14 protein-coding genes are annotated in these 16218 nt (G+C 68.2%); 6 read left to right on the forward strand and 8 right to left on the reverse strand.

Translation table 11 applies throughout. From position 1 onward, the window contains the following. On the reverse strand, positions 1–141 hold a 141-nt coding region (locus tag V6M51_RS05495; protein ID WP_332765876.1), incomplete at its 3' end, for a hypothetical protein. Positions 142–297: 156 nt separating this feature from the next. On the opposite strand from V6M51_RS05495, the gene V6M51_RS05500 reads away from it, so the two are divergent. From V6M51_RS05500 to V6M51_RS05510, 3 genes are all read left to right on the forward strand, one after another. Continuing rightward, entirely contained in the window at positions 298–1728 is a 1431-nt protein-coding gene (locus tag V6M51_RS05500) for a helix-turn-helix domain-containing protein (protein ID WP_332765346.1), read from the forward strand. Positions 1729–1802: 74 nt separating this feature from the next. Then, on the forward strand, positions 1803–2468 hold the full coding sequence (locus tag V6M51_RS05505; protein WP_332765348.1) for a TetR/AcrR family transcriptional regulator: 666 nt from the start codon (positions 1803–1805) through the stop codon (positions 2466–2468). Next, a complete protein-coding gene (locus V6M51_RS05510) occupies positions 2465–4729 on the forward strand; it encodes an arylsulfatase (protein ID WP_332765350.1) in 2265 nt (754 codons plus the stop codon). The genes V6M51_RS05505 and V6M51_RS05510 overlap by 4 nt, the downstream gene beginning before the upstream one ends. A 9-nt stretch (positions 4730–4738) precedes the next feature. Here V6M51_RS05510 and V6M51_RS05515 read toward each other — a convergent pair whose 3' ends face one another. After that, on the reverse strand, positions 4739–6586 hold the full coding sequence (locus tag V6M51_RS05515; RefSeq protein ID WP_332765352.1) for a transglycosylase domain-containing protein: 1848 nt from the start codon (positions 6584–6586) through the stop codon (positions 4739–4741). A 212-nt stretch (positions 6587–6798) separates the two neighbouring features. Between V6M51_RS05515 and V6M51_RS05520 the strand changes: the two genes are divergently transcribed. Beyond that, on the forward strand, positions 6799–7176 hold the full coding sequence (locus V6M51_RS05520) for a hypothetical protein (RefSeq protein ID WP_332765354.1): 378 nt from the start codon (positions 6799–6801) through the stop codon (positions 7174–7176). 7 nt (positions 7177–7183) lie between these two features. On the opposite strand, the gene V6M51_RS05525 is transcribed toward V6M51_RS05520, so the two are convergent. The 6 genes from V6M51_RS05525 to V6M51_RS05550 form a co-directional block, all read right to left on the reverse strand. Then, entirely contained in the window at positions 7184–7630 is a 447-nt protein-coding gene (locus V6M51_RS05525) for a hypothetical protein (RefSeq protein WP_332765356.1), read from the reverse strand. Next, the gene (locus V6M51_RS05530) at positions 7620–8519 is read right to left on the reverse strand and encodes a DUF692 domain-containing protein (protein ID WP_332765358.1); all 900 of its coding nucleotides are present in this window, start codon (positions 8517–8519) and stop codon (positions 7620–7622) included. Before V6M51_RS05530 ends, V6M51_RS05525 begins: the two co-directional genes overlap by 11 nt. A 68-nt stretch (positions 8520–8587) precedes the next feature. Beyond that, on the reverse strand, positions 8588–8839 hold the full coding sequence (locus tag V6M51_RS05535) for a hypothetical protein (protein ID WP_332765360.1): 252 nt from the start codon (positions 8837–8839) through the stop codon (positions 8588–8590). A gap of 196 nt (positions 8840–9035) precedes the next feature. After that, entirely contained in the window at positions 9036–9536 is a 501-nt protein-coding gene (locus V6M51_RS05540) for a hypothetical protein (RefSeq protein WP_332765362.1), read from the reverse strand. 88 nt (positions 9537–9624) lie between these two features. Further along, the gene (locus V6M51_RS05545) at positions 9625–12759 is read right to left on the reverse strand and encodes a TonB-dependent receptor domain-containing protein (RefSeq protein ID WP_332765363.1); all 3135 of its coding nucleotides are present in this window, start codon (positions 12757–12759) and stop codon (positions 9625–9627) included. A gap of 245 nt (positions 12760–13004) precedes the next feature. After that, on the reverse strand, positions 13005–13349 hold the full coding sequence (locus V6M51_RS05550) for an ArsR/SmtB family transcription factor (RefSeq protein ID WP_332765365.1): 345 nt from the start codon (positions 13347–13349) through the stop codon (positions 13005–13007). A 161-nt stretch (positions 13350–13510) separates the two neighbouring features. On the opposite strand from V6M51_RS05550, the gene V6M51_RS05555 reads away from it, so the two are divergent. After that, entirely contained in the window at positions 13511–15643 is a 2133-nt protein-coding gene (locus tag V6M51_RS05555; protein ID WP_332765367.1) for a winged helix-turn-helix domain-containing protein, read from the forward strand. Continuing rightward, complete coding sequence (locus V6M51_RS05560) at positions 15640–16158, forward strand: GNAT family N-acetyltransferase (RefSeq protein WP_332765369.1); 519 nt, start codon at positions 15640–15642, stop codon at positions 16156–16158. Before V6M51_RS05555 ends, V6M51_RS05560 begins: the two co-directional genes overlap by 4 nt. Positions 16159–16218 lie beyond the last annotated feature (60 nt).

Genomic DNA, 16218 nt, shown 5'->3' on the forward strand with positions numbered 1-16218 from the left:
CAACAGCTCCAGACGCTCGCGCGCCGTCAGCTTGCCCTTCGCGTGCTGCGACGCAATCCGGCGCTCGCCGCCCCCCAAACGCGCCTCCGAACGACGACGCTCAAGTTCCTCGAGGATCTGCTTGGAGCCGGCCGGCGCCAGGCTGCCAACGGGTTTGTTCACGGCGATGACCCGGGTTGAAGCGTCCCGAAAATGGAGCGCATCGCCGCGATAGGCGCCTGCGGAGGTGACGTCACGTGAATAGAGGCGCTATTGTGAAATCCGTACTTCACAAAAACACATTCTGCGAACTTGCAAATGCAACAGAAACTCTTCGTCGGCCCCAAGGTCCGCCGCCTGCGCGAGGCCCGGGGATGGAAGCTTGAGCCTTGCGCCACAAGGCTTGGCGTCTCGATCAGCTACCTCTCCCAGATCGAGGCCAACCAGCGTCCGGTCACCGCCCGGGTGCTGATCGCCATGATGCGGGTGTTCGATGTGGACGCTCAGTCCCTCGACGCCGACGACGACCAGCGGCTGATCGCCGACCTGCGCGAGGCCACCGCGGAATGGACCGACGAGGCGCCCGCGCCCTCCCTGGCCGAGCTGAAGCATGTGGTGACCAACGCCCCCAACTTCGCGCGCCACTATCTCGACCTGCATCGCGCCCACCGCCGGGCGGGCGAACGCCTCAGCGCCACCGACGAGGCCATCGCCCTGGACGAGACGGTCGCCGCGAGCGCCCTGCTGCCCTACGAGGAGGTCCGCGACTTCTTCCACTACAAGAACAACTACATCCACGCCCTGGACCTTGCGGCCGAGGCCCTGCACGACCGCTGCGGCTTCAGCCCCGACCTGCCGCTCGAGACCGCGCTGGAGACCTATCTCCGCGACCGCCTGAAGGTCCGGGTCCGCCGCAGCGCCGCCGGCGACCTGATGCGCCGCTTCGACGCGGCGACCCGCGAGCTGATGCTCAACGCCGCTCAACCGGCGGAGACCCGCTCGTTCCAGATGGCCTGCCACATCGTGGCCGTGGAGCTGGGCGAGTTGATCGAGGCTGAGCTCGCGGTCTCGGAACTGCGCAGCCCCTCGGCGGTGGAGATCTGCCGCATCAGCCTGACCAACTACGCCGCCGGCGCCCTGCTGCTGCCCTACGAGACCTTCCGCCACGCGGCCCAGGATCTGCGCCACGACATCGACCTGCTGTCGCTGCGCTTCCAGACCAGCTTCGAGCAGACCTGCCATCGGCTGAGCACCCTGCAGAGGCCGGGCGCGCGCGGCGTGCCGTTCTATTTCGTGCGTGTCGATCCGGCCGGGAACATCACCAAGCGCCACAGCGCCACCCGCTTCCAGTTCGCCCGCTTCAGCGGCGCCTGCCCCCTGTGGAACGTGCACGAGGCCTTCGGCCGCGACGGACGCATCCTGACCCAGGTGGCCGAGATGCCGGACGGCGCCCGCTATCTCTGCCTGGCCTGGGGGATCCTCAAGCGCTCCGGCGCCCACGGGACCCCCGACCGCCGCTATGCGCTGGGCCTGGGCTGCGAGGTGCAGTACGCCGACGCCTTGGTCTATTCCGACGGGGTCGACCTGCAGGGTCCGCCCGAGCGCATCGGGGTGAGCTGCCGCATCTGCGAGCGCGACGACTGCCAGCAGCGCGCCTTCCCGCCGGTGGACCGCGGCTTCACCGTCTCGCGGTCGGAGCGCTCGATCGTGCCGTTCTCGCTCACCACACCCAAGCGCGACCGCGCCTAGACCCGGCCGTTCAAGCCCGGATTGACTCGCGCCTCGCCTCGAGTAATACGTCGTATTAAATCGGGAGCGGCAGAATGCCCGCCATGGGAAACGCACGGGTCGAGGATGTCGCCGAGGGCACGGTCGACCAACTGCTGTCGGTCGCCGAGCGGCTGTTCGCCGAGCGCGGGGTCGAGCAGGTGGCGCTCACCCATATCGTCGCGGAGTCCGGCCAGAAGAACCGCTCTGCGGTGCACTACCATTTCGGCTCACGCGCCGGGGTGCTGGCCGCGGTCATGAACCGCCGCCTGGCGCCCATCAACGCCCGGCGCGAAGCCCTGATCGACGCCCTGCCGCAGGAGGCCGCGCCACTGGATATCGTTCGGGCCACCATCGCCCCGCTGGGCCTGGCGGTGGTCGAAGCGCCCTGGGGCGCGGACTATCTCAGTATCCTGGCCCAGGTGACTTTCCATCCCCGGCTGTTGGGCGAGCAGGGGGTCGACGACGCCCTGCTGAGCGGCATTCGCCGGACCAAGCGACGGCTGGCCCAGGTCGTGCCGCATATCGCCGCATCCTTCGTGGACCAGCGCCTGAGGTGGCTGATCGACAGCGTCGTCTTCGCCATGGCTCGCTGGGCCCGCGACACGCCGAAGGCCCGACAGACCCCCGCGGCCATGGCCGCCCTCATCGAACAGCTCGCCGCCTACGGCGCCGCCGGCCTGCTGGCGCCCGATCCGACCCCCGGAGACCTGAAGCCATGACCAAGAAGACCCCCGCTGGAGAAGACTTCCAGGGCGTCATCGGACGCACCATTCCGGAGTCCCAGCCCTGGTGGCCAGCGTCCAAGATCAAGCCGGGCTCGCCCAATGTGGTGCTGGTCGTGCTGGACGATACCGGCTTCTCGCACTTCGGCTGCTACGGCTCGACCCTGGCCACGCCGAACATCGACGCCCTCGCCGCCGGCGGCCTGCGTTTCACCGGCTTCCACACCACCGCGCTCTGCTCGCCGACCCGGGCCTGCCTGCTCACCGGGCGCAATCACCATGCGGTCGGCATGCGGGCGATCTCCAACTTCGACACCGGCTATCCGAACATGCGCGGCGCCCTCCCGCGCTCGGCCGCGACCCTGGCCGAGATCCTGCGCGACAACGGCTATGGGACCTACGCCACCGGCAAGTGGCACCTGGCGCCCATGGCCGAGTGCTCGGCCGCCGGCCCCTACGCCAACTGGCCGCTGCAGAAGGGCTTCGACCGCTACTACGGCTTCCTGCAGGGGGAGACCGACCAGTTCTTCCCCGAACTGACCCACGACAACCACTTCATCGACGCCCCCGGCGGTCCGGAAGACGGCTACCACGTCTCCGAGGATATCGTGGACCGCTCGGCGGGCATGATCCGCGACCAGGTCTCCCTGGTCCCTGAGAAGCCGTTCTTCCTGTACCTGGCCTTCGGGGCCATGCACTCGCCCCATCAGGCGCCGCAGGCCTATCTCGACAAGTGGCGCGGCAAGTTCGACGCCGGCTGGGACGTGGCCCGCGAGGAATGGTTCGCCCGCCAGAAGGAACTGGGAATCATCCCGCCGGACACCAAGCTCGCCCCGCACAATCCCGGCGTCCGTCCGTGGGCGGAGCTTTCGGCCAATGAGCAGCGTTTCGCCGCCCGCCTGCAGGAGGCCTTCGCCGCCATGCTGGAGCACACCGACGACCAGATCGGCCGGCTGGTCGCCTTCCTGAAGTCCATCGACCAGTTCGACAACACGCTCTTCATCGTCATGTCCGACAACGGCGCCAGCCAGGAGGGCGGCGCCACCGGCGTGCTCGACGAGATGAAGTGGTTCAACGGCATCCGCGAGAGCGTCGACGAGGCGGTCCTACGCCTGGACGACATCGGCGGCCCCAACAGCCACTGCAACATCCCCTGGGGCTGGGCCCAGGCCGGCAACACGCCGCTGAAGTGGTACAAGCAGAACACCCACGGCGGCGGCGTGCGCGACCCGCTGATCATGCACTGGCCCAACCGCGTGAAGGCCGGCGGCGAGACCCGCGACCAGTTCTGCCACGTCATCGACATCGCCCCGACCATCCTGGACGCCCTGGGCCTCGAGACCCCGAACGTGGTGGCCGGCGTGCCGCAGATGCCGGTCCACGGGATCAGCCTGGCGCCGACCTTCGCCGATGCGGGCGCAAGCCTCGATCGTGGGCCGCAGTATTTCGAGATGCTGGGCCATCGCGGCATTTGGAAGGACGGCTGGAAGGCGGTCACCCACCACGACCAGGGCAAGCCGTTCGACGACGACCGCTGGGAGCTCTACCACCTGGCCGAGGATTTCTCGGAGCATGAGGACCTGGCCTCAAGCCACCCGGAGAAGCTCAAGGAGTTGGTCGACCTCTGGTGGGCGGAGGCCGACACCCACGGCGTCCTGCCTCTGGACGACCGCAGCGCCATGGCCCTGTTCCGCGCCTCCATGCGGCCGGGCCTGCCGTCCTCGCGCCGCCGCTTCGTCTACTATCCGCCGGTCTCGCACCTGGTCAGCGAGGCCTGCCCGCCGGTCGCCCGAGGCTGGACCACCCGCGTCACCATCGACCACCCGAAAGGCCATGGCGACGGCGCCCTGATCGCGCGAGGCACCCTCAACAGCGGCTTCGCCCTCATCGTCAAGAACGGGCGGCTGGTGTTCGACTACAACGACTTCCACCACCACAGCCGGGTCGCCGCCGAAACGCCCCTGACGCCCGGTCCGCATGAGATCGCGCTCACCGTGACCCGCACCGCCGAGGGCGGCGGCGACATCGTGCTCAGCGTCGACGGGAAGGTGGAGGCGACGGGCAAGGTCCGACGCCTGCTCTACATGATCTCCACCATCGGGATGGACCTGGGCCGCAGCCTCTCGCCGGTCACCGACGACTACGTCGCGCCCTTCACCTATCCCGGCCAGATCGCCAAGGTGGTGTTCGAAATCCCGCAGGACATGCCCAAGGGCGAGGTGAAGGCCCAGGTGCGGGCGGAGATGACCCGGCAATAGGCCGCGCGTTCAGCGGTCGCCGAAGGGCGGGTCCCGCTCGGGCTGGGGCGCGACCTCGGTCGGGACAGGGGACGGGACCGAGGCGTCGAGCGGATCGGCGACCGGCGGCGGGAGAAGCGGCGCGGCCGGCGGTGGGCCGGCCGGGATCGCCTGTTTCGGGACCCGCTTCAGCGCCACGCTCATGAAGCCGCGCCACAGCTCGGCCGGCGGCCCGCCGCCGGCGACCCGGCCCATGGGCGCCCCGTCGTCGCGGCCCATCCAGACCACGGTGGTGAAACCGCCCGTATAGCCGGCGAACCAGGCGTCCTTGTAGTCGGAGGTGGTGCCGGTCTTGCCGGCCAGGTCGTAGCCAGGGATCGCCGCGCGATTTCCGGTGCCCGAGGTGATCACGGCGCGCAGCATCAGGTTCAGGTCGCTCAGCGGCGGATTGGCCACCACGGGCTGCGGCGGCGCGGCCTTGCGCTGGTAGAGCACGGTCCCGCCGGTGGTGCGGATCCGCTCGATGCCGTAGGCCGAGACGCGATTGCCGCCGTTCGAGAAGGTCGCATAGGCCTGGGCCATCTCCAGCGGCGAGACCAGGGTGGTGCCCAGCGCCATGGCCGGATCGGTGTTGATCGTCGAGACGATGCCCACCCGGTGCGCCGCGGCCGCCACATTGGGCCGGCCCACCTCGTCGGCCAGCCGCGCCGCCACGGTGTTGATCGACTGGGCCAGCGCCACCTGCAGGGTGATCGGACCCAAATAGGTCTCGCTGTAGTTCTGCGGCGACCAGGCCCCGATGGTCAGGGGCTCGTCCACCACCGGCATGTCGGGAACCCGCCCGGCCTCCAGGGCGGCCAGATAGACGAACGGCTTCCACGCCGAGCCGGCCTGCCGCTTGGCGGTGGCCGCCCGGTTGAAGGGACCCTTGGCGTAGTCGACGCCGCCGACCATGGCCCGCACCCGCCCCTGGCCGTCCACCGCGACAAGGGCGGCCTGCGACACCTGTTGGGCCTGGTGGCGCGCCAGGACGGAACTGGTGGTCGCCGCCGCGACGCTCTCCAGGCCGAGGTCGAGGGTGGTCTCCACCACCACGTCCTGCTTGGGCTGGCCGACCAGCTGGCGGCGCTGGCCGTCCAGCCAGTCGATGAAGTACTGGGCCGAGGCGGTGGACGCCGAGGGGGCGACCTTCAATGGCCGGGCGCTCGCCTTGGCGCGGTCGGCCGCGGTGATGGCCCCGATCTCGACCATGGCGTTCAGCACCAGGGCCGCCCGCTGGGCCGAGCGTTGCGGCTGTTCGGCCGGATTGTAGTTGGTGGGCGACTTCAGCACCCCCGCCAGGGTCGCCGCCTCCTGGATGGTCAGGCGCGCGGCGGGCTTGTTGAAATAGCGCTGCGAGGCCGCCTCCAGCCCATAGGCGCCGGACCCGAAATAGACCCGGCTCAGATAGAGGGCGAGGATCTGGCGCTTCGAGTAGGTGCGCTCCAGCTGGACCGCGTAGAGCAGCTCCATGGCCTTGCGCTCGACCGTGCGGTCGGAGGTCAGGAACAGGTTGCGCGCCAGCTGCTGGGTGATGGTCGAGGCGCCCTGGGTCGCGCGCCCTTCGTTCACTCCCGCAATGATCGCCCGGCCGATGCCGATCGGATCGAAGCCGGTGTGCTCGTAAAACCGCCGGTCCTCGATGGCGATGAAGGCGGCCGGGACATAGGGCGGCAGCTTGGCGAGGTCGACGGGCGGGCCGTAACGGCCGCCGCGCACGCCCAGCACCGCGCCGGTCCGGTCGACATAGCTGACCTGAGGATCGCGCCGGATCTCCGGCAGGCGCGGCAGTTCCGGGGCGCCCGCGAGCAAGGACGCGGCGGCGGCGAACACGATCACCAGGCAAGCTCCAGCGCGACGGGCGTTCCAGCGCCCGTCCGTCAGGCCTCTTCTGTCGCCTCAACGACCGCCGGCAAACATAATTCGCGGTAATATGGGTTAAGGCCGCGGCTCCCGCCGGCGACGGGGTCGCTCGTCGGCGGCGCTGCTGCGACGCTTTGACACCTTTGGGTAAGGGCTGCGTGCTTAACTACGTCGACTTGGAGAGACGCGTGCGGAATTTCGTTCTCGATAACGCCAGCGAACTGGAACGACGGTCGATTTCCCGCGCCGGCGATCGTCGCGCCAGTCCGCGCGAGAGCGTCAGCCTGCCGGCCTTCCTCCTGCTGGCCGGCGACGAACTGGTCTCCTGCACCATCGTCGACCGCTCCCTCGAGGGCTTCCGCATCGATCTCGGCGAGGCCGTGACGACCGTTCCCGACCGCTTTCTGATGGTCGACCTCCTGGGCGGCATCGGCCACGAGGCCCAGGTCGCCTGGCGAGGAGGTTCGTTCGTCGGCGCCCGCTCTCTGCGCCGCCACGACCTGCACGAGCCCCAGGCGGGCGTCGCCGCCGAACTGAAGAAGGCCTGGGCGCGCGCCCTGACCTAGCGCCGGTTCACGCCGCCTCCGTATGGCTCTCGCTCAGGGCCGCAGTCACCTGGGCGCTCTCGATCGCCAGGGCGGAACCGACCTCCGGCGCGAGCGACCGGCCGCGCGCGATCTCGCGCCGGACGAAGCGGCAGAAGCGGTCGGCCTCGACATAAAAATGCACATTGGACTGCGGATGGTCAGCCCAATAGTCGGAGGCTACGGCCCGCAGGTCGGCGCCAAGCGCCTTGCACAGTCGCGGCGTATTGAGCGCCAGCGGCGCCAGCCGGTTGGCCCGGTAGACCATGCAGGAACAGGCCATGCCCGGATGGCGCACGATGCCCTCCAGCCGGCTCGCCTCCCGATCGGTGAGCTGGTAGCGGCGCATCAGCAGCGAGGGATCGATCTTCACCGCCATGCACAGGTCCGGCGAGGCGGTGAGGTCGGCCAGGGCCTGCTGGAAGTCAGCCAGCATGGGCCAGCCTCCGGCGCGGCGTCCAGGTCTCGGCGAGCACGTGCATCCGCTCCAGTTCCGGGATCAGGCCGTCAGCCAGGTCCTCGTAATAGGTCTCCTGGAACTCGTAGGTGATGGCCCGCAGATTGGGGAAGCCCGCCACATGGGCGAAGGCGGTCTCCCAGACCGGCTCCGGCGTCAGGCTGGAATGGCTGTCCATATAGAAGCCGGCGAAATCGTCGCCGCCGCCCAGGTGGATCTCGATCACCGCGGCCGGGTCGAGCTGGGCGATATAGGCCTCGGGCGCCTCGCCGCCGTTGCGCCAGTTCACATAGAGGTTGTGCAGGTCCAGCAGGGTCTCGCAGCGACCCTCGGCGTGCAGGCGATTGAGGAACTGAGGCTCGGTCATATCGGGGTCGGGGACCGGGGTGAAGAAGGCGCCGTTCTCGAGCGCGATGGGGCAGCCCAGGGCCTGGCGCAGCCGCGCGGCCTTGTCGGCCACGATCCCGTAGACCTCGTCGTCATAGGCGATGGGCAGGCCCAGGCCCGCCTGGGCGTTGGGCACCGCGCCCTTGGGGGTGATGAAGACGCTGAGGTGCTCGCTGAACCAGGAAAACCCGATGTCGGCGGCGAGTTCGGCCACCGCGTCGACGAAGGCCTCATCCAGCGGCATGGCGCTGGGCAGGGACAGCCCGATCCCGTGCCCGGCGGTCAGCCGGCCCTCGGCGCAACGTCGCAGCTCGTCGATGGCGCCCAGGGTGCGGTGGAAGCGCCGGCCCGGCGCGCTCGGGCCGAAATCGTACCAGAGCCGGTCCGGCATCACGCCCAGATACTCCACCAGGTCGGGGGCCTGGGCGATCAGCAGCGGGCTCACCGGATTGTAGAGCAGTCCGACGGCGGGGCGGGTCATGGCGATCCTGCCTGCTATTGAAGGTTCCGGCCCCGCCCTCCGCGGGTCGAGGGCGGGGCCGGACGCGCTCAGCCGAAGCGTTGGCCGAGATCGACGCGGATCACGTCCTCGAAATCGTCCTCGATCACGACCTTGATGCGGCCGGACAGGCAGTTGCAGCCGGTCTGCTTATGGATCAGCTCCAGGATCGACTTGCTGACGATGCTGAAGTCCTTGTCGACGAAAGCCCCCGGGGTGGAGACCTTGAGGACGGAACTGTCGAGCCCTTGGACCAGGCTCATCTGGGCGTAGCGCCCCTTCGTGGCGACGGCGGCAGTCATGGGTGTTTCCTCCAAGAAACGCCCGGGAGTCATATCACCGACAACAATGTTCGTCGATCAATAATACTTGATGATATCGATGTATTGGTAAATAATTACTAACCACAAACTGCACTGTCAAGCTTATTTACTCTATTGAGGAGTACATATCTTGCCGATCGACACAATTGTCAAGCTTGTCGACGCCGCTGGTCGGCTAGGCGGGGTCGCCGGGCTTCCGCGCCTGGCTGATGATCAGCGAGAAGGAGAGACCCACCAGCACCATGTGGCAGAACATCTGGTTGAGCACCGGGAACCAGCCGTGCGGCGGCTTCATGGCGGCTAGAGACAGCGGCACCACTAGGTAGTTCATGAAGAAGTAGAAGCCGAACCCGAAGGCCGGGCCCGCGATCCAGGGATGGCGGTTCATGACCGGCAGCCTACGGCTGGCGAGATAGTAGAAGGTCGCCGCCCCCAGCATGATCAGGGTGTGGGCCGCCATGCCCAGGACCGCGGTAGCCGCCCCGCCTGCGAACGCCGCCTTGCCCAGCAGGCCGCTGGCCACCGACTGCAGGATGCGCTCGGCCGGAACCCCCTTCAGGCCCCAGATGATGATCGGATTGGAGATGTCGAGGACCGCGGCGAGCAGCCCAGCGCCCAGGATCGCCTCGATCGGACGCAGGGTCCGCCGGGCGCGCGTTTCTGCATGAGCGGTCAAGGTCGTGCCTCCCAATGGCTCGTCGGACGTCAAAAAGAACGGGGCGGCGGAGGGGAGGCCGCCGCCCCGCAGTAGGGCCTCTTGGACCTTAGAAGCGGAGCTTGATCTGTCCGAAGGCGCGGCGGCCGATCACGTCATAGCTGGACGGGTCGGTGCCGGACTGAACGTTCGGCGCGTACAGGCGCGGCTGCTGGTCGGCCACGTTGTTGAGACCCAGCTTGAGCTCGACGTTGTCGGTGATGCCCCAGGTGGCGTCCAGGTCGATATAGTAGGTCGCCGGGACGTTGGAGGGGACGCCGGCCGTGCCGAGGAAGGTCTCGCCCTCGTACTGCCGGAACTGGCGGTTCTCCATGGCGTCGATGTAACGGACCCGGGCGCCGAGGCTGAAGGCGTCGGTCGTATAGCCCGACACGCCGATCTCGCCGAACTTCCAGCGGACGTTGAGCATCCCCTTCCAATCCGGGAAGCTCGTGCCGAGGCCGGCGCCGAAGTAGGAGATGGTCCCCGTGAAGTCGACGGCGGGCAGGTCGGACCGATCGGACTGCTTGTATTCCAGCACATGGGTCAGCAGCAGGTTGGCCTGGATGGAGCCCATCCAGTCCGGAGCGCCGAACCACTCCCAATCGAAGCCATAGTCGATCTGGAAGTCGAGGCCGGAGGTCTTGATGATCCCACCGTTCTCGAACGGCCAGGACCCGTCCACTGTGAGCGGGTTGTTGACGTTGGCGCCGGTCAGGTTGCCGCCGGTCCGCGCGATGCCGGCGCAGTAGAGATAGCTGTTCGAATAGCCCGGGTTCGTGCCGAAATAGTTGAAGCAGGCCGCCAGCGCCGTGTTGGTGTCGAACAGGATGATCGGGTCGGCGATCTTGATGTTGTAATAGTCGATGGAGCCCCGCAGGCGGCTCGCCCACTGGTTCTCCCACGGCGAGGAAAGCGCGATGCCGACCGTAAGGGTGTCGGCGCTCTCGGGGTCGAGGTCCATATTGCCTGACACATTGATGTTGGCCTGCGAGCCTGGCGCGGTGGGAGCGCCGGCAGCGCCAACACCCTGGGCCGCGCAGAGCGCGCGCAGCGTGCCGGGACCGGTTCCCGAATTCTTCCAGGCGTTGGTGAACGGCGAGCAGGGGTCGATGATCTGCGGCGCGGCGTTGGTGCCCACGAACAGTTCGGCGAAGCTGGGCTCACGAACCGCGCGTTGATACGAAGCGCGGATGCGGGCCCAATCGTTGGCCTTCCAGTTCAGCTCGGCCTTGTAGGTCCACGAACCGCGCGTATCGGTCTTGTCGCCGGTGAGCAGGTTCTCGAACTGCGCCTTCGAGTAGCGGACGCCGAGCCCGAGTTCGAGGCTTTCCACATAGGGCAGGTCCTTGACGAGCGGGACAAGCGCCTCGGCGAAAATGTCGTTGAACGTCGTGGCGCCGGCTTCTGGATCACCGACGTTAAAGCCCGAGAACGGACCCGGGTTCGACAGGAATCGCAGGCTGTACTCCAGCTCCCGGTGCTCGACGCCCAGGACGACGGGAACGACGCCGGCCGGCGCCTCGAACAGGTCGCCGCTGATGAAGAACTGACCGATGGTCTGCTCATAGAGCTCGCTGCGGGTGACCGGCGATTCCAGATAGGTGCGGCAGGAGCCTTGCAGCCCCCGGTCGCCGAAGAAGTTCTGGGTGGCGCAGGCGCCGTCGGAGCCGGCCGGGTTCTGGCCGGGATGAGCCAGGATGTCGCTCAGACGCTGGGTGTCGATGTTGCCGAACTGGGTTCGGACGATCTCCGTGCGGCCCTGGCTGACATAGCCCTCGCCCTTCCAGTTCTCGCCGATCGGGAACTTCACGCCGCCCATGTACTGAACGACGGTGTTCTGGAACTGCGAGGTCCGCGCGCCGAAGCCCAACGGCCGGAAGCCGAACAGGAAGGCCTCGTTGGCGCCCGAGCCGACGAGCTTGGGGTCGTCGCCGGTCCGTGCGGCCAGCAGGACCTTCAGGTCGTTCGGGATGAACGGGTTGGTGACCGGCACGACAAGGCTGTTGCCAACGTTCTGGCCCGGCATGACCAGGGCCGAGGAAACCTGCTGGTTGGTCGCCGTGCCGGGCGCGGCGGTGTTGACCGTGGGAATCGGGGTGGGCGCCAGGGCCGTGTTGGCGGTGTACTCGGTCCAGCCGGCCTGGGCGAAGACCTCCACGCCGCTGTCGAACTCGTAATTGATCTTGGTCATGAACGAGTAACGGTCCATGGGAAGCGTCAGCAGGTTCGGGGCGTCGAAGTTGTAGCTGTAGAAGTCCGGGTAGAAGCGCGTGTTGACATTGACGTCGATCGGATACTTGAAGTTCTGGACCTGCAGGGTCGGATTGTTGGCCACCCCGGCGTAGTACAGGCTGCCGTCAAGGTTGAAGCCCAGCGAACCCGAAGCGTTGCCCACCGCGCCGGTCACGCCGTAGCTCTGGAACAGGGCCTGGACCGCCGAGAGCGGAATGGGGTTGCCGGAATTGAAGCGGATGGCGCCGGCCGGCGGTGTGCCGGTCGTCGAGGTGGCGAGGGCGGCGAACGGACGCTGGCCCTTGGTGACCCCTTCCCGGACCGAGCGGTCGAAGCCGAAGATCGCGTTGCCCTTGCCGTCGGAGAAATTGCCGCCGAGCACGGCCGAGAACTGGTACTCTTTGGCGTCGTGATATTCCGTGGAGTCGGAATAGCTGGCCCGAACATCCAGGCCTTCGAAATTGTCCTTGAGCTTCAGGTTGACAACGCCCGACACGGCGTCGGCGCCGTAGGTCGCGCCCGCGCCGCCCGAGATGACCTCGATGCTGCCGATCATGGCCTGCGGGATGGTGTTCACATCCACCGTCAGGGTGTTGGCCGAGAACATCGGGCGGCGGCCGTCCACCAGCACTAGGTTGCGGATGGATCCCAGGCCGCGAAGGTCGATGTTCGCCTGGCCGGCGTTGCCGGGGTTGTTCGAGGTCATCGTGCCCGCCGGGCTCACCTGCGGCAGGGTGTTCAGATAGGTGTCGAGGGTGATGTCGGCGTTGGCGACGGCGGCGTCGCCGGTCACCGTCGTGATCGGGCTGGCGGCCACGAAGTCCTGACGGACGATACGCGAACCGGTGACGACGACCTCCTGAACCTCGTCGGCCTCTTGAGCGAAGGCGGCTCCGGCCCCGAACAGGCCGATGGCGCCGGTCAGGATCGACGACGCGAGCAAGCGCCCGCGGTTGTTACGATTGATCATGGATATCCCCCAGGACATGACAGTGTTGATCGCCGTTGCGGCGGTCTCTCCAACCTGTCGGTTTTGGAATTTGTTTTTACGCTTACTGTATCGATTCCGCTTTGGGCGCGAATACGCGAGCACTCCACCGAGCGGCGAAGTGATTTCAACTCGACTTGTCGCGAAATTGCCTCAGTTGTTACGTTTCTTACATTGTGTATTGTTTCCTATGAAACCAACGCGACCTTAGGTGCGGGTCTTGGGATCTAGGCGGCGTCCAGCCACCGATCCCCGTCGACGCCTTCGACCGCGCGAGCCGCCTCGTAGGAGATCTGGCCGAAATAGGTCCGCAGCCGCTCCAGCGGCTCGGGGCGCACCGAGTAGATGTTGAGCGAGCCCGTGCGCCGGCAGGTGACCAGGCCCGCATCGAGAAGGACTCTCAGATGGCGCGAGATCGCGGCGCGAACGACCGGGAACCGGCTGGCCAGCTTGCCGACGCAGAGCGGCCGGACGCTGAGGTGCACGATGATCTTATGCCGGATAGGATCGGAGATCGCGGTGAGCAGCGACTGTTCGATATCGTCCGGGGAACGGGGAATGCGGCGGTTCACTGGAACCACCTCGGAACCGCGAATTGCGGAGTGCGATCGATGAGTGACATCAACGCCTCGAAACCAAGCCGCGGACCATGCGCCGCGCAGATCGAGGCTCTGCGTGATGGGCCCGGAAGACTTGGGCGCAGTTCGGATTTTTACCCGATGGGAGCCCGATGATGGCCGACGACGGCAGCCAACTGACAGGCGAGGCCAAGAGCTTCGCGCCGCATCGCCGCCTGGACCTGGCCAACGAGCACGACTTCCAGCTCGGGGCTTTCCGGGTGCGCCCGGCCTATCGCGAAGTGCGCCGAGGCGACGTGATCGACATCCTGGAACCGCGCGTGATGCAGGTGTTGGCGGCGCTCGCCCGCCGCATGGGCGCGGTGGTGTCCCGCGACGAATTGCTGCGCGATTGCTGGGGCGACGTGTCGGTCACCGACGACTCCCTGCATCGCTGCATCGGGCGCCTGCGCAAGCTGTCCGAGAGCGACGACCGGCGCTCGTTCATCATCGAGACGGTGCCCCGCGTCGGCTACCGCCTGGTCGCCGCCGACCTGGTCGACAGTTCGGACATCCAGCCCGCGCGGCCGGCGGAGGGGGCGCCGGGGGTCAAGGCGCGGCGGCTGGGCCACCTGCCCCTGCTGGCGCTCGGCGGGCTGGTCGTGGCGCTGGTCGCGACCGGCGGCTGGTGGCTGATGAACCGGCCCGAAACCTGGCGGGTGGCCGGCTTCGAGAGCGTCGCCGACACCCCCGCCTACGAGTCCCAACCCGCCCTCTCGGCGTCCGGCGGCCAGGTCGCCTATACCGTGGGCCAAGACGGCGAGGAGCAGGACATCTTCGTACGCAACATCCGCGACGGTTCCACCGCCCTGCTGGTGGGAGGGCCGATGGCCGACACCTCGCCGGCCTGGTCGCCGACCGGCGACCGTCTGGCCTTCGTCCGCGTCGTCCCGGACACGCCCTGCCAGATCTTCATCAAGACCCTGCCCAACGGCCCCGAACGGCGGCTGGCGGCATGCCGCAATTTCGAGATTTCGAAAATCGTCTGGTCGCCCGACGGCGCGCGGCTCTACTTCATCGACCGCCCCGCGCGCAGCGCGGCGCGGCGGATCTATTCCGTGGCCGCCGAGGGCGGGCCCGTGACGGCCGTCACCTCGCCGCCGGCCTGGATGCGAGGCGACCGCGATCTGGTGATCTCGCCCGACGGCCGCAGCCTGGCCTTCATCCGCCTGGCGACGATCGGGGTATCGGACATCTATGTGCAGGACATCGGCGGCGGGACCGCCCGCCGGATCACCCACGACGGGGCCGAGGTCGCCGGCCTCACCTGGTCGTCCAGCGGCGGGTCCCTGTTCTTCGCCTCGAACCGCAGCGGCGATTTCGGGGTCTGGAGCGTGGCGAGCGACGGCGGCGAACCCGTCCGGCTGGGCTCGGGCCTGCGCGAGGTCCGCAAGCTTTCGACGGGCGCCGACGGGACGCTGGCCATGGAGTTGGTCGATGTCCGCGCCAATCTGGCGGAGGTCGGCGGCGAGCTGATCACCAAGGAGGCCGGCGTCCAGTGGGCCGGCGACATCTCGCCCACCGGCGTGCTCGCCTTCGTCGCCGACACCCGCGCCGGGCGTTCGGTCTGGACCCGTGCGCCGGGCCAACCCGCCCAGAAGATGACCTTCTTCCAGACCACCCACATGGACGATCTGCGCTGGTCGCCCGACGGCCGCCGCCTGGTCTTCGTGGCGGCCAGCCACGGCCGCTACGGGGTCTACGAGATCGCCGCCGGCGGCGGGCCGCCGCGCATCCTGCTGAGCGGCGACTACGAGATCTCCTCGCTGAGCTGGGAAGCCAACGGCCAGACCCTGGTGCTGGCGGCCAAGCGCGGGGGCGTTCGCCGCCTCTGGCGTCTGGACACCCGCAAGCCCGGAGACCTCACGCCCATCACCGGGCCGGGCTGGACGGCCGTCCGGGTCTCCCCGTCGGGCCTGCTGGCCATGAAGCAGGACACGCCCGGCATCTGGAAGCTGGCCGCCGACGGGACCGGCGCCCAAAGGCTGAGCGACAGCCCGAGTTCCCCCACCAACGCCTGGATCGTCCAGGGTGACCGGCAGTTCTGGCTGGACATGCCCAGGGGCCGCACCCCGGTGATCATGACCTCAAGGGTCGATGGCGGCCCGGTCAGCGTCGCGGCGGAGGCGCCGAGCGCCACTTCCTATTCCGGCCTCGCCATCGATCCCGCGACAGGCAAGATGATCTATACCCGCCAGGTTCACATGGACATCGACATCGGCCTGATGCGGCTGGAGCGGGCGGGGTGAAGACCAACCTGCGGCCGCTGTCCGCGGCCGACATCCCGGCCTGCGCGGCGCTACAGAACGCGGCCTATCTGCCGCTCTATCGCGAGCCCGCGGAGATCCTGGCCAGCCGGCTGACGGTCGCCCCCACCTGCTGCTGGGGAGCGTTCGGCGGCGATGGCGGGCTGACGGCCTACATCCTCAGCCACCCTTGGCCGGCCGCCGCGCCGCCCGCCATCGGCACGGCCTTGGGCGCGCCGCCGCCCGGCGACAACTGGTTCATCCACGACCTGGCCATCGGCGAAGCCGCCCGCGGCCTGGGTCTCGGCCGCGCCCTGGTGCGAATGGCCGCCGACGCCGCCCTGGCGCTGGGCCTGGTCCGCGGCGACTTGATCGCGGTGCAGGGCGCCGGCGGTTTCTGGGCCAGGATGGGCTATGCCGACCCGCCCCACCTGCCGGCGCCCCTCGCCGCCAAGGTGGCCGCCTACGGCCCCGACGCCCGCTACATGACCGTCCGACTCGGCGACTTGAAGGCCTAACGCGCTCACGCCCTCAACCAAAGCGGGAACAACATCGGCGCACCAGCGTTTATGCCTGGG

It is taken from the genome of Phenylobacterium sp., assembly GCF_036677185.1.
In the GTDB taxonomy this organism is placed as follows: Bacteria; Pseudomonadota; Alphaproteobacteria; order Caulobacterales; family Caulobacteraceae; genus Phenylobacterium.